The following is a 19859-nucleotide window of genomic DNA, read 5'->3' as shown; positions in this document are numbered from 1 at the left end:
TCGGGGGCGTACCCGATACCGGGATCTGCGGTGGCAGCACCATCGTGATCCCCCGCGATCCGAAACCCTTGGAGATCACTGGGGTTCCCGGGGGAGCCCCAGCCCGCGTTCCCCGATGATCGTCCGCTGGATCTCACTACTACCCCCCGGAATCGTCCACTCCCACGACCCCACGAAATCCAGCACCCACGCCCCCGACTCCCACCCACCCGAAGAAGGCTTCCGCAACACCGACTGCGCCGACAAACCACCCACCTCCGCACCGAAACCGGTCAACCGCTGCAACAACTCGCTGTAGAACAACTTCACCACCGACGCATCCGCCGCACCCACCCTCCCCGCCTCATACCGCTGCACCACATCCCGGCACAACACCCGCAAACCCTCGATCTCCGTCTCGAACTGCGCCAGCCGATCCGCGATCACCGCATCATCGACCGGACGACTCCCATCCGGACCCGGCCGCGCACACTCCTCCACCAGCCACCGCAACCCCGCATTACCCAACCGCTCCGCCAACTCCAGCATCGTCAAACCACGCTCGGCCCCCAACGTGGACTGCGCCACCTGCCAGCCCGCGTTCTCCGCACCCACCAACTGCGACACCGGAATCCGCACCTCATCCAGAAACAACTCACAAAAATGCGACTCCCCCGTCGCCTGCCGGATCGGCCGCACATCAATCCCCCGCGACCGCATATCCATCAACAAATACGAAATCCCCTTCCGCTTCGGCGCAACCGGATCGGTACGCGCCAGCAACAGGCACCAATCCGCATACTGCGCACCACTGGCCCACACCTTCTGCCCCGACACCACGAAATCATCGCCCTCACGCCGCGCCACCGTCCGCAACGACGCCAGATCCGACCCCGCCCCCGGCTCCGAAAACCCCTGACACCACACCTCACCCTCCAGAATCGCCGGAAGATGCCGCACCCGCTGCGCCTCGCTCCCCGCCGCCAGCAACGTCGACGCCGCATGATGCACCGCCACGAACGCCAGCACCAGACGCGGCGCATCCGCCGCCGCCAACTCCTGATACAACACCACCTGCTCCGCAACAGTCAGCCCCCCACCGAACTCCCTCGGCCAATGCGGCACCGCGAACCCACCCGACCGCAACGTCTGAAACCACTCCCGCTGAAACCCCACGAACTCCGCATCCGACACACCCGTCTGCCCCACCCGCCACCCCACCGGAACATGCACACGACACCAATCCCGCACCCCCACACGGAAATCCTCGAGCACCGGGCTGCTCATAGCCGCGCTCCTTCCCGCCATCCGGTATCGGGACAGACTCCCCGCCGCGCCACCGGAGCACCCGCCGACGCCGGCACGTGGACGCCACCGTGCCGCGTTCTGTCTCCCGTCACGGCATCCACCGCCACCACGGCCCGCCCACCTTCGGCAGGTCATACTCCAGCACCGTCACACTCCCCGGGGTTCGGAGAACAGGCCCGGCAAGCCGTGCCGCGCGATCCGGCGGGTCAGCAGATCCTCGGTGGCCGAGCGGCCGAGCGGCAAGCGGCGGACCGGCCAGCTGTAGCGCGAAAGCCAGGACAGCGTCGCCTCGTCGCAGAAGCCGAGTGCGCCGTGCAGCTGATGCGACACCCGCAGCACCACATCGGCGGCCTCGATCGCGGCCAGCCGCAGCGCCAGCGCGTCGTCGAGGGCCTGCTCGTTGCCCGCCTGGATGCTCCAGAGGGCATAGCGGGCAAGCATTTCCACGCCCGCGCGCTCGACCTCGGCATCGGTGAGCTGGAACTGCACCGACTGGAACCGGGCCAGCGCCTGCCCGAACTGCTGCCGCACCACGACGTGGTCCCGGGCGAGATCGATGGCCCGGTCCAGCATTCCGAGCAGGGTCCAGCACGGCAGCACCAGCGCGAGCGCGATGTCTCCCGCGCCGCCGGTGTCGACCGGAGTGCATCGCAGCGGGGTCACGAAGGCCGAGTTGCGCGGCGGCACATCCGGCTGCGCGGCCGTGACGAGACTGCGGCGGCCGTCGAAATCGACCGCGGCCCAGCGCAGCTCGATCCCGGCCACCGCCGCCATCGGAGTGGCGTCGGCGACCACCACGAGACCGTCGACATCGAGATCGGCCGGGCGGGCCAGTCGTTCGGCCACCGGATAGGGCGCCGCCCAGTATCCGGCGCTGCGGCACAGGGCGGCCGCGGCCTCCAGTTCGACCGCGTCCTGCCGGGGCGACAGCTCCCAGGCGCCGAGTTCGCCGAGCACCCGGGCGATCGTCTCGCGTTCGGCCGGTTGCGCTTCGGCCTTGCGGACCAGTTCGTCGCCGCCGGCCGCCTCCAGAGCGCGGCGGACCTGGGTTCCGTATTCCAGTGCCTCGTCGGCCAGTTCGATGTTCACGAGGCCGCCACCAGGGAGCGGGCCAGCAGGATACGTTGCATTTCAATACTTCCCGAGGCAACGGTGGAGGCGTTGGTGTACCGCCAGTGGTCTTCCACGGCCCGGCGGAAGCGCCGGGTCCGGTCGTCGTCGGCCACCGCGCAGGAGGCGATCTCGGTCAGCACCGCGGCGCTGTCCTGATCGAGTTTGGTGACCGCGATCCGGTAGGCGGCGGCGTCACCGGGCCGCACCACACCGGTGCTCTGCACCGCCAGCACCCGATAGGCCAGCAGCCGGGCGCGCCTGGCGTGCACCAGCATTCGGGCCCAGCCCGCGCGCAGCTGCGCGGGCAGTCGCTCCCACTGATCGCCGAGCACCTCGGGGGCGGCCTTCAGCAGCTTCTCGCAGCGGGCGTACCGGGCGATGCCGACGCGCTCGAAGGCCAGCACCTCCTGCACCACCCGCCAGCCGTCGCCGACGGTGCCGAGCACGTCGGCCTCGGTGACCCGGACCTCGTCGAAGAACACCTCGTTGAGGTGATGCGGGCCGAGAATGCTACGGATGGGCCGGACTTCGATCCCGGGCGCCGACATCGGCACCAGGAAGATCGTCAGCCCCTGCTGCTTCTTCTCGCCGCGCGCGGTGCGCGCCAGCAGGAAACACCACTGCGCCATGGTCGCGTACGAGGTCCAGATCTTCTGGCCAGACACCAGCCGGCCGTCGCCGTCGCGTCGCGCGCTGGTCCGCAGCGACGCCAGATCCGAACCCGCGTCGGGCTCGCTGAAACCCTGGCACCAGATCACCTCGCCGGCCGCGATCGGCGGCAGGTGCTTGCGCCGCTGCTCCTCGGTGCCGTGCCGCATGATCGTCGGGCCGACCCAGTTCACACCCATGTACTGGGCGCCGCGCGGCTCGTGATGCGCCCACATCTCCTCGCGCACCACGGTCTGCTCCCAGACCGAGGCGCCGGCGCCGCCGAACTCCTCCGGCCAGGCCAGGCACAGCAGGCCCCGATCGGCGAGGGTGCGGCAGAACCGTTGCGCGATCTCGAGATCCGCGGGATCGTCGGTGAAGGCGCCGAGGAAGTCGGGCGGCACCTCGTCGGCGACCAACTGCCGCAACTCGTCCCGCAGTCCGGCGGCGGCCGAACCCATTCGGAAGTCCACTGTCATACTCCGTTCTCGCCCGGCTAGCGGGCCGTCCACCCGCCGTCGACGACGATGGTCTGGCCGGTCACGTAGCGCGCGGCGTCACCGCACAACCACAGCACCGCACCGGCGATGTCCTCCGGCCCGGCCTCGATCGGCAGCGGGGTGTTGCGCCGCAGCCACGCCGCGGAGCGCTCCTCGTCGAAGAGGCTGTCGGTGATCTCGCTGCGGAAGAAGCCCGGCGCCACCGTGTTCACGCGGATGTGATGCCGCGCCCACTGCACGGCCAGCTCCGCGGTCAGCCCGGACAGGCCGAGTTTCGTTGCGGCATAGGAGGCCTGCGGGATGCCCGGCACCCCGACGTGCCCGCTGATCGAGGACACGTTGATCACCGAACCCCGGCCCACGGCCACCATGTGCGCAAAGACGGCCTGCGCCAGCCGGAACGGGGCGATCAGGTTGAGATCCATGGTGCGACGGATCATCTCGAGCGGCTCGTCCTCGGCCCGTTCGTGGCCGAACAGGGTGCCCGCGGCGTTGATCAGGATCTCCGGCGGCCCGAGCCGATCGGCGACCTGCGGCGCCACCGCGTCCACGGCCGCCGGATCCAGCAGATCGGCCTCGATCGCGAGCCCGTCGATCCGGTCGGCCAGTTTCACCAGCCGGTCGTAGCGACGGGCCACCAGCGCGACCCGCGCGCCCGCGGCGGCCAGTGTCTCGGCGAGGGTTTCGCCCAGCCCGGAGGAGGCGCCGGTCACGAGCGCCACCCGTCCGGTCAGATCGAACCGGCGCAGCGCCACCGGCAACTGATCGGAAGTCATGCGTGCAGTCCTCGAATTCGCGTGGTGGTGACTACAGCACCACGGTGCGGACGCCCTCACCGCGGGTGAGCAGGTCGAAGCCCTGGTTGATCTCGTCGAGCTTGATCCGGTGCGTGATCATCGAACCCAGGTCCAGCCGGCCCGCCTCGGCCAGCCGGATGTATCGGGGGAAGTCCCGCAGGATCTGCGAACCACCGACCACCGAACCGCGGATCCGCTTGCCGGAGAAGATGGTCGAGATGGCGGGAAGCGTGAGCACGTCACCGGCGGCGGGCATACCGACCAGGGTGACGGCGCCGGAGGTCCGGGCCATATCGATGGCCTGCGTGATCAATTCGGGCCGCCCGACCACCTCGAAGGTGTAGTCGGCGCCGCGGCCGGAGGTCAGCGCCCGCACCTGCTGCACCGAGTCACCGTCGGCGGGATTCACGGTGTGGGTCGCGCCCGCGCTCACCGCGGCCTCGCGCCGGTTCGCCATCGTGTCGACCGCGATGATCGTTGCGGCGCCGGCGATCCGGGCCCCCTGGATCACCGACTGCCCGACTCCGCCGCAGCCGATGACCGCGACGCTCGATCCGGGAACGACCTCGGCCGTGTTCAATACCGCGCCGAGCCCGGTGGTGACGCCGCAGCCGAGCAGCGCCAGTTGCTCGTCGGGCAGGTCGGTCTGCACCGCGACCACCGAGGCCTCGTCCACCACCATCGCCTCGGCGAAGGTCCCGCAGCCGCACACGGCCGCGGCCTCACGCCCGTCGGCGACGGTGAACCGCTTCTTCGCCTTCACACCCGGATTGAGTTCGCAGTGGTTGGACATGCCGTTGACACACCACCAGCAGTGCCCGCAGGCCGGGGAGACCGAGGCCAGCACCCGGTCGCCGACGCGCACCCGCCGCACCTCCGAACCGACCTCCTCGACGATGCCGCAGCCCTCGTGGCCGGGCACGATCGGCAGCGGCAGCGGTGAGAGTCCGTTGATCACCGTGAGATCGGTGTGGCAGATGCCGCTGGCCGTCACCCGCACCAGCACGTCGCGCGGCCCCACCGCCGGTACCGGAAGCTCTTCGACCACGAGTGGCCGGCCGACCTCGTAGGCTACGACTGTTCTCACTGCAAACCCCTGGTGACCAGGTCCGACGTATCGAAGGACGGGTGTACGGCCGCTCGCAGACCTCCGCCTTAGCGAGCGAGGACTCACTTATATTAGGCATATCCCGGGCCTCACGTCAGCAATCGGCGACCGATACCGGGCCGCCTTGACAGCAATCGGGCCGCCGGGCAGAGTTAGTAACTAGGCGCTCACTTACTGAGCATGGTCGTGTTCCCGGTCGATGGACCGTAGCGGAGGTATCCGGTGATGGATTATCGGTTGGTCGATGCCGATGGGCACTATTACGAGACAGACGACTGCTTCACCCGCCACATCGAGTCGCGATTCGCCGACGACACCATCCGCGTCGACCGTGCCCGCGGTGACGGTCTCGGCCGCGTATTCCTGCGTGGCAAGCGCACTTTCATGAGCGTGATGCCGGGCGACTACGCCTCGGCGCCCGGCGCGTTGCAGGGTCTGTTCGTGGGCGGGGTGGCCGAGGGCATGACCCACCGCGAGGTGGTCACCGCCAAGGAGTACCCCGAGTTCATCGAGAAGACCGCACGGGTGAAGCTGCTCGATCAGCAGGGCGTCGAAGCGACGATCATGCTGCCGACCCTCGGCGTATCCGTCGAATACGACATGCGCGACGACGTCGATCTCACCTACGCCAGCCTCGCGGCCTACAACCGCTGGCTGGAGGACGACTGGGGATACGGCGACGACGGCCGCGTCTTCGCGGTCCCGATGCTGTCGCTGCTCGACATCGACAAGGCGGTGGTCGAACTGAACCGGGTCATCGCCGCGGGCGCCCGCATGGTGCACCTGTGCCCCGGCCCGATCGCCGGCCGCTCCCCCGCCGACCCGATCTTCGACCCCTTCTGGTCGACGGTCGCCGAAGCCGGTATCCCCGTGGTCTTCCACGTCTCCAACAGCGGATACCAGCACTTCTACGGCACCCAGTGGTCGGAGAATCCGGACAACCCGTCGCATCAGCAGTCCCCGCTCCAGTGGGCGCTGTGCAATACCGAACGCCCGCTGGTCGACACGCTGATCGCGCTGACCCTGCACAACCTGTTCGGCCGCCACCCCAAGGTGAAGATCGTCTCCATCGAGAACGGCTCGTCCTGGCTGCGACCGCTGTTCAAGATGGTCGACAAGGCCGCCGCCCTGGGCCGCCGCGGCCCGATGATCGGCGGCAAGCTGCCCGCGAAGCCCAGCGAGGCGCTGGCCGAACACCTCTGGGTCTGCCCCTTCCCCGAGGACGACGTGCACGACCTGATGGACGCCCTCGGCACCGAGCACGTGCTGTTCGGCTCCGATTGGCCGCACCCGGAGGGCCTGCGCGAACCCCGCGACTACCTGGTCCGCCTCGAGGGCTGCGACCCGGCGGTGGCCCGGAAGGTGTTGCGCGACAACACCGCCGATCTGCTGGGGCTACGCAGCACGGCAACGGTCGGCTGATCCTCGGCTCCGGCCCGTAGGACTCGCGGGGCCCAGCTCGACTGCGGAGACGGACTCTCTCGCAACGCTGCGGACCCGCTCTCTCGCACTACTGCGCACCGATCGATCACCCCGCCACCCGGCATCGTCGAGTGGCGGGGTGATCGCGTGTCCGCCACGGCCGCGTCCGGACGCGGTGTTCCCGCGAGACCCGGCCCGCTCAGCTCGCGCACGGCTTCGATGGGCATGATGTCGCGCATGCGAGTTCTGGTGGTCGAGGACGAGCGTCTGCTCGCCGACGCGATCGCGACCGGCCTGCGGCGGCAGGCGATGGCGGTCGACGTGGTCTACGACGGCGGCGCGGCCCTCGAGCGCGCGACGGTGAACGGGTACGACGTGGTCGTCCTCGATCGCCAACTGCCGGTGACCTCCGGTGACGACGTCTGCCGCACCCTGCTGGAATCCGGCTCGCCGTCGCGCATCCTCATGCTGACCGCCGCCGGCGCGGTCGCCGAGCGGGTCGCGGGCCTGGGCCTCGGCGCCGACGATTACCTCACCAAACCCTTCGCCTTCGCCGAGCTGACCGCCCGCATCCACGCCCTGGGCCGCCGCTGCGGCCCCGCGACCCCGCCGATCCTGGAACGCGCCGGCCTGCGCCTGGACCCCCAGCAACGCGCCGTGACCCGCGATGGCGAGCCGGTCACGTTGTCGCGCAAGGAGTTCGCGGTCCTGGCCGAACTGCTGCGCGCCGCGGGCGGTCCGGTATCGGCGGAACACCTGCTGGAGAAGGCCTGGGACGAGCACATCGACCCGTTCACCGGCGTCGTCCGCTACACGATCATGATGCTGCGCCGGAAACTCGGCGATCCGGCGCTGATCGAGACCGAACCCGGTGTGGGATACCGCATCCGATGAGACGCTCGACCCTCCGCATGCGCCTGACCCTGCTGTACGCCGGGGCCTTCCTGCTGGCCGGCGCGATCCTGGTGGTCCTGATGTACTTCTCCCTGGACCAATGGCTGGAACGCCGCCCCGGCCCCGCCCTGCGCCGGATCCTGATGGAGAACCTCGTCGAACCGGCCCACGGCCACCCCCTGGCCTCGGAGAACATCTACGCCGCTCTGCTCGACCAGGCCGAACGCCAACGCCGGGACACCCTGCACAACATGCTCGGCTGGTCCCTGGCCGCCCTCGCCGCCGTCGGCGTGGCCGCGGCCGGCTTCGGCTGGATGCTGGCCGGCCGGGTCCTGCACCCGTTGCAGCACATCACCGCCACCGCCCGCCGCGTCGCCGACCGCAACCTGCACGAACGCATCGCCCTGGCCGGTCCCCCCGACGAGATCAAGGACCTCGCCGACACCTTCGACGCCATGCTGGAACGCCTGGACCGCGCCTTCGACAGCCAGCGTCGCTTCGTCGCCAACGCCTCCCACGAGTTGCGCACCCCCCTGGCGATCAACCGAACCCTCCTCGAGGTGGCCCTCGACGACCCCCAGGCCCCACCGGAGTTGCGCCAGCTCGGCAACACTCTGCTGGAGGTCAACCAACGCCACGAACGCCTCATCGACGGCCTGCTGGTCCTGGCGGGCAGCGAGCAACACCTCACCGAGGTCCGCCACACCGATCTGGCGGAACTGGCCGCGCGAGCCGTCGCCGCCGTCCCCGCGGGCCCGGTGGATGTGCGCGCCGACCTGTCCCCCACCCCCGTCGCCGGCGACCCGATCCTGCTGGAACGCCTGGCGCACAACCTCATCGACAACGCCGTCCGCTACAACCGCCCCGAGGCGGGCTGGGTCACGGTCACCACCACGACCACCGGCAACACGGTCCACCTGACCGTCGAGAACACCGGCCCCACCGTCCCCGCCTTCGACGTCGACAGCCTCTTCGAACCCTTCCGCCGCCTCAACGGCGACCGCCCCGAGCACGGAACCGGCCGCCGCGGAGCCGGATTGGGCCTGTCGATCGTCCGCTCGGTGGCCGGGGCGCACGGCGGCACGGTGACAGCCACCGCCCGCCCCGACGGCGGCCTGTCGGTCACCGTCACCCTGCCCGCCCTCCGCTGAGAAAGCGTCGCGCCACCACACCTCTCCGTGCCGTCACCACGACTCGCTTTCCCGCAGTGCATATCCCGATCATCGCCTTACGGGCCCGTACGATCAGGTCGCGGAGCTGTCGCGACCGGCCTCGATCTGCTCGCGCAGGATGTCCCCGTGCCCGGCGTGCCGGGCGAATTCCGCGGTCATGAACAGGTACATCCAGCGCAGGCTGACGACTCCCCTGCGGGGATGCTCGCGGGTCTCCTCCAGACCGAACCCCGCCGCGACGGATCTGGCTCGGGCACCGGCGCGTTCGAATTCCGCGATCACCCCGGCGACGGTCTCCTCCTCACCCACCCGGAACCCGCCGTGCGGCCACAGCGGCCCGTCGCAGTCGGCGTCGGCGAGCCGTCCGAGCGTGCGCTGGAACCACATTCGCTCGGCGAACGTGGCATGTTTGATCAAGGCGATCGGCGTTGTCAGCGAGGGCACCAGCCGGCGCCGGGCATCGGTTTCGGACAGTCCGCGCACGGTCCCGACGAGGTCGGCGCGTGCCTGATCGAGTGCGGATTCGAGCAGTTCTCGCTCGGTACCGGTGGTGCGGGTGATCGGGGTCATGGAAAGTCCTTCCGCGGCCGGTCCGGCACACGCCGGACAGACCGATCTGCCGGTGGTGGTTCGGAATCGGCTCGCCCGAAGGAACGGGTGCCGGGTGATCGCGGCATTCCGCGATCGGTGATCCTGGATTCGGCCGCCGAGATGGTCAGCCCGAGAAGAAGCGGGCAGGCGAGCCGCCACCGAATCTACCACGTACCGCGGTGATGCCGCGCCAGGAGTTGGATGGCGCAGGCTGTTTCGCTGGATCGCGGCCACAGCCGCCCCGCTGGGGCGCGGCCCGCTCCCTGCCATCGGTGAGATACATACCGTGCCGGAACACCTCGCCCGGCACCGCGACCTGACCGGCACTAATAGTTAGATGCATATGTCACCATGTCGATATTGCTCAATGTCCGATCGGACCTGATTCGGTTCTCGGGACGGCACGCGGGAGTTCGGCCACCGGCGGCCGAGATCGCTTGCCCGGCACCATGAATCAACCGAAGGTGTGCACCGCCGGGGCGAGGAGGGCGATCGTGCGCTGTCGCGGTGCGGCACAACCGCTGTCGACCGATCGGTTTACAACACCTTCGCATCGCCCCGACGAGCTCCCGGCAGGCGCTTCGACGGGCACGATCATCGGTCCGACCGGGGCTTCAGCGCGTCGGAACAGCCCCCCGAGAGCGGCTATTCGGACAAAATGCCCGAAGTAGCATTGTGGCGTATCAAACGCACCATTCGGAGCACGTACCGCGATCTCTGGAGGTGAGTGATGCAGTTCAATCGTCAGGAAGTGGTGGACCACATCCGATCCGAGAACGGACCCGACGTGGCCACGAAGGCGGCACAAATGCTGCCCGATCATGTCGATCACGAACACCACGGCGAAATGCTCCAGAAGCTCGGAGTCGACCCGAAAAAGATGGTGGAGAAGATCGGTTATCCCCTCTGAGGGTCGGCCGGATGTGAAAGTCCACGCCGGAATTCACCGATAGCACTGTTGCCGGATCACGACCGGCTCCGGTATCCACCGACATTGGAGATCCCGATGTAGAAACCTGTAGGTCCGGCGCAGCGGACAGTTGTCCGCTGCGCCGGACTTCTTGGTGGCACAACCGGATCCGGTGGCAGGCACCGGTAACCGCTGTTTCCACGATGTTCGGTTCCGGGCGACGATCGGAACATGACAACACGGGATCTCGAAGGCAGGGTGGCGCTGGTCGTCGGCGGCAGCCGGAACATGGGCGCGGCGATCGCCGAGGAGGTGGCGAAGCGTGGGGCGACCGTGGTGATCAGCTATTCCAGCGACGACGCCATGGCGGCGAAGACGTTGCGGCAGTTGGAGACCCATCGGGTGGCCGCCGAGGCGGTCCGGTCGGACGCGACCCGGTCGGCGGAGGTGACGGCGCTGTTCGACGGTGTCGTGGCCCGGCACGGCCGGCTGGATGTGGTGGTGCATGTGCCGGGGGCGGTGATCAAGAAACCGATCGCGGAGATCACCGACGAGGATTTCGAGCATCTGGTCGATCGCAACACCCGCAGCGCCTTCTATACCTTGCGGGCGGCGGCGCGGCGGCTGGCCGACGACGGCCGGTACGTGGTGTTGTCGACCACACTGACCGCGGTCATGACCGGCCCGTACGGAGTTTATTCAGGGTCGAAGGCGGCCGTCGAGCGAATGGTGCTGGCAGCGGCCAAGGAGCTCGGCGCGCGCGGGATCACAGTGAACGCGGTGGCACCGGGCCCCGTCGACGACTCGTTCTATCAGGGTGCCGAGACGCCGGAGTCGATGGCGGCCGCCGCACAGCACAGTCCACGGGCACGACTGGGGCGGCCCGCTGACATCGCGCCGGTGGTCGGCTGGCTGGTCGGCGCGGACGCGTCCTGGGTTTCGGGTCAGACGGTGCGGGCCAACGGGGCCATGTTCTGATCCCACCCGGTGATCGAACGGACCACGGTCAGCAGGCGAGTCACCAGCTCCGCCGGTATGCGGCGGGTCCAGACCAGGGCCAGGACGGAGGGCTCGGCGTCGGTGACCGGTACCCAGCGCACTCCCTGCGGCGGGAAGTATCCGGCCAGTGGTTCGGGCGCGAAGAAAACGCCCTTTCCTCTGGCCACCAACAGGATTCGATCCTCGATACGGTCCACCGCGGGCCCGCGGACGGCCGGGCGGCCGTGGGGACGCGGTTCGGCGAGCCAGTGCCGGCGGACCTCCTCGGGCACCGCCGCCTGCCCGGTCACCACCGGGTCATCGGCCAGCTCGGCCAGTGTGACAGCGGTGCGATCCGCCAGTGGATGGCGCTGCGGCAGCGCCACCATCCGGCGGTCGCGCCGCACCGGCTCACTGTGCAGAGCGTCCGCGCCGACCGGCAGCCACAGGAAGCAGGCGTCCGCGCCACCGGAGGTCAGCAGGCCCAGTTCCTCGGACAGGGTCGATACGGTCACCAGTTCGATCTCGAGCTCCGGCAGTTCGGTTTCCATCGCCTCGGTGACAGCCAAGGCGAATTCGTGGGTCGCATGCGGCTTGCACACCAGCCGGAGCCGCCCGGACAGTCCGTGCGCCGCCGCCCTGACCCGCTCCACCACCCGGGTGAACTCGGTGAGCAGTTCTGCGCCACTTTTCGCCAGCTCCGTTCCCGCGCTGGTCAATTCGACGCCGCGGGAGGTGCGGACCAGCAGCGTGACTCCGATGGTCCGTTCCAGCGTCCGGATCTGCGCCGACACCGCTTGCTGCGCCAGGTGCAGCCGGGTGGCCGCACGGGTGATGTTCAGCTCCTCGGCCACCACGAGGAAGGTGTGCAGATGAGCCGGCGCGGGCAGTGACATTCGAGCAGGATACCTGCGTTCCCGGCGACGGCCGGGGTGCGAGCGGATCGAGGAGCGCGCCGCGGCGACGGACGACGGCGATCGGGCCGGGGCGTCCGTCATCCCGGAACGAGCTGCGCCGCAACGGGTCGCGACGACCGGTCCGCGGCGGCACCGCCGCAGTAACCCGAAGCGGCACCGCCGCAGTAACCCGAAGCGGCACCGCCGCAGTAACCCGAAGCGGCACCGCCGCAGCGGCTTCCGCCTCAGTAGGTCGAGCAGGTGTCGAGGACCTGCTGCAACTCGGCGCGCACCGCCTCCGGATCCACGTCCGGATGGTGCGAACGCCGCCACTGGCCCAGTTCCGGGTGCCGCTCGCGCAGTTCGCCGAGGCGCTGTTCCCGCTGGTCCGGGGGCATGTTCAGCAGGTGCTCGAGGTGAGCCTTCAGCAGGGGGTGCGCGTCGAGGCGGGCGGCGAGGTCGGGGGCGTGAGCGTGCAGCGCCGCTTCCACCTGGTTCGCGTTGCACGAGGTGCTCAGCAGGCCGGGGCCGGCCGGTTGCGCGGCGGCGACCGCGGGGGTCAGGGCCCCGAGCACACCGATACCGCCGGCGAGTGCCAGACCCGCCAGGATCTTTCCGGGAACTGCCGACTTGCCTGTTACGGCCATCGTCAACGACCTTCTTTCACTCCAGACGTCCGGCCACGGCATCGTGGCCGGGTCCAGTGCACCACCGTGGCCGTTTGCCCGGCGCTAGGATGCAGGAGCATCACCGTCCGACGCTGTGGCCACGGTTGGGAGCCCGCCATGCACGATGATCGCCGGTTGATCGAGGACCGCCTCGCGCGTGTCCTGCACGAGCGGATCGTTCCCGCGATCTATCCGGAGTCGGTCCCGTTGCGGGCATCGGTCTGGGTGGCGCCGGACGAGCCGGTCCCGGTCGCGGAGGGGCTCGCCGCGCCGCGGACGCCGATCGCGTCGGGCGACGAGTGGGGGGCGCCCTGGGGAACGAGCTGGCTGACCGTCGAGGGCACGGTACCGCAGGAGTGGGCCGGGCGCACCGTGGAGGCGCTGATCGATCTCGGATTCGAAGGGGGCTCACCGGGTTTCCAGTGTGAGGGGCTGGTCTACCGGCCGGACGGGTCGCCGGTGAAGGGGCTGCATCCGCGCAATCAGTGGGTGCGGGTGGCCGCGCCGGCGGTGGGTGGTGAGCAGGTGCTGCTGCATGTGGAGGCCGCGTCCAATCCGGGGATCCCGTTCCAGCCGAACGAGTTGGGCGACAAGCTCACCGCCGGTGATCGGCCGCACTATCGGCTGGGCCGGCTGGATCTGGCGATCTTCGACGAGGAGGTCTGGCAGCTGGTCCTCGATTTCGAGGTGTTGTGCGAGCTGATGCACGAATTGCCGGAGGACGCCCGGCGTTACGAGATCGTGCTGGCCGTCGGACGCGCGCTGGACGCGATCGACCTGGCCGATGTCAACGGCACCGCGACGGCGGCGCGGGCGCGGCTGGCCGAGGTGCTGGCGCGGCCCGCCACGGCGTCGGCGCATCGCGTCTCGGCGATCGGGCACGCGCACATCGACACCGCGTGGCTGTGGCCGCTGCGGGAGACGGTCCGCAAGGTGGCCCGGACCGCGGCCAATATGACCGCATTGCTCACCGCCGCACCCGAATTCGTCTTCACGATGTCGCAGGCCGCGCAGTACGACATGCTGAAGCAGCAGCGGCCGGAGATCTACGAGGAAGTGCGCAAGGCGATCTCCGAGGGCCGGTTCGTGCCCACCGGCGGCATGTGGGTGGAGGCCGACACCAATATGCCCGGTTCGGAGGCGATGGCGCGGCAGTTCGTCCTCGGGAAGCGGTTCTTCCTGGAGGAGTTCGGTATCGACAGCCGGGAGGTGTGGCTGCCCGACACCTTCGGCTTCGCGGCCGGGCTGCCGCAGATCATCAAGGCCGCCGGGTCGGATTGGCTGCTGACCCAGAAGATCTCGTGGAGCCGGACCAATACCTTCCCGCACCACAGCTTCCTGTGGGAGGGGATCGACGGGACCCGGATCTTCACCCATTTCCCGCCCGTCGACACCTACAACTCCGCCCTGACCGGGCGCGAATTGGCGCATGCCGCACGGAATTTCAAGGACAAGGGACGGGCGACCCGGTCGCTGGCGCCGGTCGGATTCGGTGACGGGGGCGGCGGGACGACCCGCGAGATGATCGCGAAGGCCGCGCGGGTACGCGATCTGGAGGGGTCGCCCACGGTGCAGTGGCAGTCCCCCGCCGAATTCTTCGCCGCGGCGCAGGCCGAGTATCAGGATCCGCCGGTGTGGGTCGGCGAGCTGTATCTGGAACTGCATCGGGCCACGCTCACCAGCCAGGCCGCGACGAAGCAGGGCAATCGGCGCGGCGAGCATCTGCTGCGGGAGGCCGAACTGTGGGCGGCCACGGCGGCGGTGCGGGCCGGGGCCGACTATCCGTACCAGGCGCTGGATCGGATCTGGAAAACGGTGCTGCTGTTGCAGTTCCACGACATCCTGCCCGGTTCGTCGATCGCCTGGGTGCACCGGGAGGCGGCCGCCACCTACGCCGATGTCACCGCGGAGCTGACGGAACTGATCCGGCGGGCGCAGTGGACCCTCGGCGGCGAGGCGCCCGGCCCGCACCTGTTCAACCCGGCCCCGCACGCCTGGTCGTCGATTCCGGCCGGTGGCGCGGGCCCCGCGGATACCGGCGCCGCGGCCTGCACCGTGACCGAATGCGCCGACGGCGGTTACGTTCTCACCAACGAGCTGGTGCGGGTGGAGATCGATCACCACGGCCTGGTGGCATCGCTGGTCGATCTCGCGAATCAGCGCGAAACCCTGCCCCCGGGTGCGGTGGCGAACCTGTTGCAACTGCACCCCGATTATCCGAACGCGTGGGACGCCTGGGACGTCGACGCCTTCTATCGCAATACCAGCACCGACCTGACCGACCTGGATTCCCTGGCGATCGTGGCGAATTCGGATCGGGCGGTCGCCGTGCGCGCGCTGCGGCGCTTCGGATCATCCACCGTCACACAGACTCTCACGCTGCGCGCCGGTGACGCCGGGCTCGCCGTCGACACCGAGGTGGACTGGCGGGAGACCGAGAAGTTCCTGAAGCTGGCCTTCCCCCTGGACATCCACGCCGAACGGTACGCCGCCGAGACCCAGTTCGGGCACCTGTTCCGGCCCACGCACACCAATACCAGCTGGGAACAGGCGAAATTCGAGGCCTGCAACCACCGCTTCGTCCACGTCGCCGAGCCGGGCTGGGGTGTCGCGCTGGTGAGCGGCTCCACCTACGGCCACGACGTGACCCGCACGGTCCGCCCCGACGGGGGCGCCACCACGACGCTGCGGTTCTCGCTGCTGCGCGCACCCCGGTTCCCCGATCCCCGCACCGACCAGGGTGTGCACCGCTTCCGGCACGCGATCTTCCCGGGCACCGAGATCGGCGACGCGGTGCGTGAGGGCTACCGGATCAATCTGACCGCACCGGAAACCGGTGTCGCGCAACCGGTTCGCCCCCTGTTCGAGATCGACGACGATGCCGTGGTGACCAGCGCGGTGAAACTCGCCGACGACGGCTCCGGCGATGTGGTGCTGCGGGTGTACGAATCCCGTGGCGGCCGCGCCACCGCCCTGATCACCCCGCGGTTCGACACCTCCGGCGGTCACACCTGCGATCTGCTGGAACGCCCGGCCCCCGACCCGGCGGCGACCTCCGAACCCACCGGCATCCGGGTCCGCCTGCGTCCCTTCCAACTGCTCACCCTGCGCTTCCCGCGCTCGTCCGCGTAGCGGCACGCTTATCCGTCCAGCAGCGCGCTCGCCCGCGTGGCCGCGCGTCCGAGCCCTGTTTCCCCGATCTTGCCGACCGTTTCGCTGTGGGATACCTTGTATCCATTCCGGCCGCGGCCGTGGCTCGCTCCGGCCGCCGGAACCGTGACAGCAACGATGCCACGAACTGTGCCACGGTTCGTGACAGAACGGAGTCGGCCACATGGCAGATCCCATCACGCCCACGCCGGGCCCGCTACACGATCTGCGGGTGATCGAGATGGGCCAGTTGCTGGCCGGGCCGTTCTGCGGCCAGCTGCTCGGTGATTTCGGGGCCGAGGTGATCAAACTGGAGTCCCCCGGCCAGGGCGATCCGATGCGCGAATGGGGCCGCGAGAAGCCGAAGGGCCGGTCGCTGTGGTGGCCGGTGGTGGCGCGCAACAAGAAGTCGGTGACCTGCAATCTGCGCACCGCCGAGGGCCAGGCATTGGCGCGGCGGCTGATCGCGCGCGCCGACATCGTGGTCGAGAACTTCCGACCCGGCACTCTCGAGCGCTGGGGCCTGGACTTCGAGACGCTGCGCGCGGAGAATCCGGGGCTGATCCTGACCCGGGTCACCGGCTACGGCCAGACCGGCCCGTACGCCGCGCGCGCCGGTTTCGGATCCATCGGCGAGGCGATGGGCGGAATCCGGTACACCACCGGCGACCCCGACCACCAGCCCGCCAGAGCCGGTATCTCCCTGGGCGATTCGCTGGCCGCGGTGTTCGCCACCATCGGCACGCTCGCCGCGGTGCACCGGCGCGAGCGCACCGGCCGCGGCCAGATCGTGGACTCGGCGATCTACGAGGCCGTACTGGCGATGATGGAATCACTGCTGCCGGAATGGGATATCACCGGCTATCAGCGCGAGCGCACCGGCGCGGTGCTGCCCAACGTCGCCCCGAGCAACGTCTACCCCACCGCCGGTGGGGAACTGGTCCTCATCGCCGCCAACCAGGACACGGTGTTCACCCGGCTGGCCGCGGCGATGGGCCGCCCGGAGCTGGCCACCACCGAACGTTTCGCCACCCACACCGCGCGCGGCGAGCACATGACCGAACTGGACTACCTGGTCGGCGCGTGGACCGCCACGCTGCCCGCCGACGAACTGCTGGACCTGCTGCACCGCAACGGCGTTCCCGCCGGGCGCATCTACACCGCCCGCGACATGTTCGCCGATCCGCACTTCGCCGCGCGGGAAGCGATCGTCCGCCTGGCACATCCGGACCTCGGCGACTTCCCGATGCAGAACGTCTTCCCCAAACTCAGCGAAACCCCGGGCAGCGTCCGGCACACCGGTCCCGAACTCGGCGAGCACACCGCGCAGATCTACACCGAACTCCTGGGCCTGAGCCCGGACGAGCTCGCCGACCTCGCCGCCACCGGCATCGTCTGAGGAGAACCACCGTGCCCGAGGACAACCCGACCGAGAACCGCCCACCGACGCCGTACGACCCGGCGGCCGGCAACTCGGCCGCCACGAACATCGCAGCGCCACAGCACCTCCCGACCCCGGCAGACGCAACCGACCTGGTCGCCGACTACCGCACCCACGGTTTCGCCGCGCGCCTCGGCGCGGGCGAGCGGCTCGCCGTGCTGGTGATCGACGTCTGCGCCGCCTACCTCACCGACGGCTCGCCGCTGCGCGCGCCGGTGGAGGACGCGGTGGCGGCCACCGCCCGGCTGGTGGCCCGCGCCCGGGAAACCGGTGTGCCGGTGGTGTTCACCCGGGTCAGCTACCGGCCGGGCACCGCCGACGGCGGCCTGTTCCGCAGGAAGGTCCCGGCGCTGAACGCTTTCGAGGAGGGCAACCCGCTGGCCGAGTTCCCGGCCGATCCGGCGCCGCGGGCCGGCGAGACGGTGGTGTCCAAGCACTACGCCAGTGGTTTCCACGGCACCGCGCTGGCCGCCACCCTGACCGCGCAGCGCGTCGACACCACGCTGATCACCGGCCTCACCACCAGCGGCTGTGTACGCGCCACCGCGACCGACGCGCTCCAGCACGGCTTCCGCCCGCTGGTGGTGGCCGACGCCTGCGGCGACCGCGACCCGCGGCTGCACGAGGCGAACCTGCTCGATCTCGACGCCAAGTACGCCGACGTGATCGACCTCGACACCGCGCTGACCCTGCTGCGCTGACCCTCCCCGTTACCGGACCGGCTGCGAACAACGATGTGCCGCAGTGCCTTCCGCCGCACTCCTTAGGACAATCATGGGCCCGCATCATTACGGCTGGTGGATCCTGCTGCACCTGGTGCTGTTCGTCTTCTGGCTCGGTGGCGACCTCGGCGTCTTCTACTCGAGCCGCTTCGTCATCGATCCGCGGCTCACGCCGCCGGCCCGCGCCACCGCGCTGGCCATCATGAGCGGGCTGGACCTGGCCCCGCGCATCTGCCTGATCCTGTTCCTGCCCAGCGGCGTGACGCTGATGGCCTGCGACCCGCACGGCGCCACACTGTTCGGGATCGCGCTGTTCCCCTGGTGGCTGGTGGCGCTGGTCTGGGTGTTCGCGCTGGCCTGGCTGGCGGCGGCGGTGGTCACCCACCGCACCCACGGCCGTTTCCCGATCGTGGTCCGCGTCGACCTAGCCCTGCGGATCGCGGCGATCGCGGGGATGGCGGCCGCCGGGTTCTACACCCTGATCGCGCACGACCCGTTCGGCGTCACCACCAATCCACGCTGGCTCGGCGGCAAGATCCTGCTCTGGTGCACCGCCGTCGCCGCCGGACTGGGCATCCGGCTGACCCTGCGTCCCTTCGGTCCCGCCTTCGGCCGCCTGATGGGCGGCGAATCCGGCCCGGACCTGGAGGCCGTGCTGCGTCGCAGCGTGAACGGCTGCCTGCCCTACGTGTGGGCCATCTGGGGCAGCGTGCTCGCCGCGGCCGCGCTCGGGGTGTTCAAGCCCGGCGCGAATCTCTAAGCGGTGTAACCGAGCTGGGTGGACAGCGTGTTCGCGGCATCGAGCAGCACCGGCGCGTATTCGTCCATGTGCGGCTCGAACCGCGGCAGCGGCCCGCAGACACTGATCGAGGCCACCACGCCACCGTCGTGGTCGAGGATCGGCGCGGCGATGGAGGCCGCGCCGATCTGGCGCTCCCCCATCGAACAGGCGTAGCCGCGCTTGCGCACGGCGGTCAGCTCGACGCGCAGTTTGCGCTGCGAGGTGATGGTGGCGTCGGTGAACCCGATCAGCTCGTTGCGCTCCAGATATTCGTCGATCTGATCCTTGCGCAGATAGGCGAGGATCACCTTCGAGGAACTGCCGGCGTGCAGCGGATACGGTTGTCCCAGTACCAGTTCCATCTTCAGTTCCTGATCGGGCACCACCTGGTCCACGTACATGCGGGTATCGCCGCGGCGGATGGACAGGGTGGCCGTCTCCCCGGTCAGCGAGGCCAGCCGGCGCAGTTCCGGGCCCGCCATCACCCGCAGGTCGGTGCGGGCCAGATACGCCCGGCCCAGCGCCATCGCCGCGTGCCCGAGCGCGTAGCGGCGAGTGCTGGGTTCCAGGCTGATCAGATCGCGGCTGCGCAGCGCCGTAAGTATGCGGTGCACAGCGGCTTTCGTGAGGCCGAGCTCATTGGCGATCTCGGTGACGCCGAGATCGGAACGGCCGCTGCGACCGAAGAGCAGCAGCACGTCCATCGCGCGTTCGACGGCCGCGATGGAGCGACTCTGGCCGTCGGTTTCGGTATCGGGCACTTGGTCAGTGTAGGGGAGGA

18 protein-coding genes are annotated in these 19859 nt (G+C 69.6%); 9 read left to right on the top strand and 9 right to left on the bottom strand.

What is annotated here, in order from left to right:
• Positions 1–75 precede the first annotated feature (75 nt).
• The 5 genes from LBW94_RS31500 to LBW94_RS31480 all read right to left on the bottom strand — a co-directional run bounded on the left by LBW94_RS31500 (position 76) and on the right by LBW94_RS31480 (position 5432).
• On the bottom strand, positions 76–1266 hold the full coding sequence (locus tag LBW94_RS31500; RefSeq protein ID WP_266272612.1) for an acyl-CoA dehydrogenase family protein: 1191 nt from the start codon (positions 1264–1266) through the stop codon (positions 76–78).
• A gap of 168 nt (positions 1267–1434) precedes the next feature.
• Positions 1435–2376, bottom strand: coding sequence for an acyl-CoA dehydrogenase family protein (locus LBW94_RS31495; RefSeq protein WP_225061965.1), 942 nt, complete (start codon positions 2374–2376; stop codon positions 1435–1437).
• Positions 2373–3527, bottom strand: coding sequence for an acyl-CoA dehydrogenase family protein (locus LBW94_RS31490; protein ID WP_225061966.1), 1155 nt, complete (start codon positions 3525–3527; stop codon positions 2373–2375). The genes LBW94_RS31495 and LBW94_RS31490 overlap by 4 nt, the downstream gene beginning before the upstream one ends.
• 17 nt (positions 3528–3544) lie before the next feature.
• Positions 3545–4324 carry an SDR family NAD(P)-dependent oxidoreductase gene (locus LBW94_RS31485; protein ID WP_225061967.1) on the bottom strand — a complete coding sequence of 260 codons (780 nt, stop codon included), beginning with the start codon at positions 4322–4324 and terminating at the stop codon, positions 3545–3547.
• Between the two features lie 31 nt (positions 4325–4355).
• Positions 4356–5432, bottom strand: a complete 1077-nt coding sequence (locus tag LBW94_RS31480; protein ID WP_225061968.1) for a Zn-dependent alcohol dehydrogenase — start codon at positions 5430–5432, stop codon at positions 4356–4358.
• A 246-nt stretch (positions 5433–5678) separates the two neighbouring features.
• Here LBW94_RS31480 and LBW94_RS31475 point away from each other — a divergent pair, with 246 nt between their 5' ends.
• The 3 genes from LBW94_RS31475 to LBW94_RS31465 all read left to right on the top strand — a co-directional run bounded on the left by LBW94_RS31475 (position 5679) and on the right by LBW94_RS31465 (position 8920).
• Positions 5679–6875, top strand: a complete 1197-nt coding sequence (locus LBW94_RS31475; RefSeq protein WP_225061969.1) for an amidohydrolase family protein — start codon at positions 5679–5681, stop codon at positions 6873–6875.
• A 237-nt stretch (positions 6876–7112) separates the two neighbouring features.
• The gene (locus LBW94_RS31470; protein ID WP_225061970.1) at positions 7113–7769 is read left to right on the top strand and encodes a response regulator transcription factor; all 657 of its coding nucleotides are present in this window, start codon (positions 7113–7115) and stop codon (positions 7767–7769) included.
• Positions 7766–8920: a sensor histidine kinase gene (locus LBW94_RS31465; protein ID WP_225061971.1), complete on the top strand. Its 1155-nt coding sequence runs from the start codon at positions 7766–7768 to the stop codon at positions 8918–8920. Before LBW94_RS31470 ends, LBW94_RS31465 begins: the two co-directional genes overlap by 4 nt.
• Positions 8921–9013: 93 nt before the next feature.
• On the opposite strand, the gene LBW94_RS31460 is transcribed toward LBW94_RS31465, so the two are convergent.
• Positions 9014–9511, bottom strand: coding sequence for a DinB family protein (locus LBW94_RS31460; protein WP_225061972.1), 498 nt, complete (start codon positions 9509–9511; stop codon positions 9014–9016).
• A 751-nt stretch (positions 9512–10262) separates the two neighbouring features.
• Between LBW94_RS31460 and LBW94_RS31455 the strand changes: the two genes are divergently transcribed.
• Both LBW94_RS31455 and LBW94_RS31450 read left to right on the top strand, forming a co-directional pair.
• Positions 10263–10442: a hypothetical protein gene (locus tag LBW94_RS31455; RefSeq protein ID WP_225061973.1), complete on the top strand. Its 180-nt coding sequence runs from the start codon at positions 10263–10265 to the stop codon at positions 10440–10442.
• A gap of 231 nt (positions 10443–10673) precedes the next feature.
• A complete protein-coding gene (locus LBW94_RS31450; RefSeq protein WP_225061974.1) occupies positions 10674–11420 on the top strand; it encodes an SDR family oxidoreductase in 747 nt (248 codons plus the stop codon).
• Here the strand turns inward: LBW94_RS31450 and LBW94_RS31445 are convergent.
• Both LBW94_RS31445 and LBW94_RS31440 read right to left on the bottom strand, forming a co-directional pair.
• Positions 11387–12316 carry a LysR family transcriptional regulator gene (locus tag LBW94_RS31445; protein WP_225061975.1) on the bottom strand — a complete coding sequence of 310 codons (930 nt, stop codon included), beginning with the start codon at positions 12314–12316 and terminating at the stop codon, positions 11387–11389. The two genes, LBW94_RS31450 and LBW94_RS31445, sit on opposite strands and share 34 nt — an antisense overlap.
• Positions 12317–12561: 245 nt before the next feature.
• Positions 12562–12963 (bottom strand): hemophore-related protein, encoded by a 402-nt coding sequence (locus LBW94_RS31440; protein ID WP_225061976.1) that lies wholly within the window; start codon positions 12961–12963, stop codon positions 12562–12564.
• A gap of 138 nt (positions 12964–13101) precedes the next feature.
• On the opposite strand from LBW94_RS31440, the gene LBW94_RS31435 reads away from it, so the two are divergent.
• From LBW94_RS31435 to LBW94_RS31420, 4 genes are all read left to right on the top strand, one after another.
• Positions 13102–16116 (top strand): alpha-mannosidase, encoded by a 3015-nt coding sequence (locus LBW94_RS31435; protein ID WP_225061977.1) that lies wholly within the window; start codon positions 13102–13104, stop codon positions 16114–16116.
• A gap of 202 nt (positions 16117–16318) precedes the next feature.
• Positions 16319–17533 (top strand): CaiB/BaiF CoA transferase family protein, encoded by a 1215-nt coding sequence (locus LBW94_RS31430; protein ID WP_225061978.1) that lies wholly within the window; start codon positions 16319–16321, stop codon positions 17531–17533.
• 11 nt (positions 17534–17544) lie between these two features.
• On the top strand, positions 17545–18276 hold the full coding sequence (locus LBW94_RS31425; protein WP_225061979.1) for an isochorismatase family protein: 732 nt from the start codon (positions 17545–17547) through the stop codon (positions 18274–18276).
• A gap of 73 nt (positions 18277–18349) precedes the next feature.
• The gene (locus tag LBW94_RS31420) at positions 18350–19057 is read left to right on the top strand and encodes a hypothetical protein (protein ID WP_225061980.1); all 708 of its coding nucleotides are present in this window, start codon (positions 18350–18352) and stop codon (positions 19055–19057) included.
• On the opposite strand, the gene LBW94_RS31415 is transcribed toward LBW94_RS31420, so the two are convergent.
• The gene (locus LBW94_RS31415) at positions 19054–19839 is read right to left on the bottom strand and encodes an IclR family transcriptional regulator (RefSeq protein ID WP_225061981.1); all 786 of its coding nucleotides are present in this window, start codon (positions 19837–19839) and stop codon (positions 19054–19056) included. The two genes, LBW94_RS31420 and LBW94_RS31415, sit on opposite strands and share 4 nt — an antisense overlap.
• Positions 19840–19859 lie beyond the last annotated feature (20 nt).

The sequence above is a fragment of the Nocardia sp. alder85J genome (assembly GCF_020176955.2).
In the GTDB taxonomy this organism is placed as follows: Bacteria; Actinomycetota; Actinomycetes; order Mycobacteriales; family Mycobacteriaceae; genus Nocardia.
This window is presented reverse-complemented; position numbering and strand designations above follow the sequence as displayed.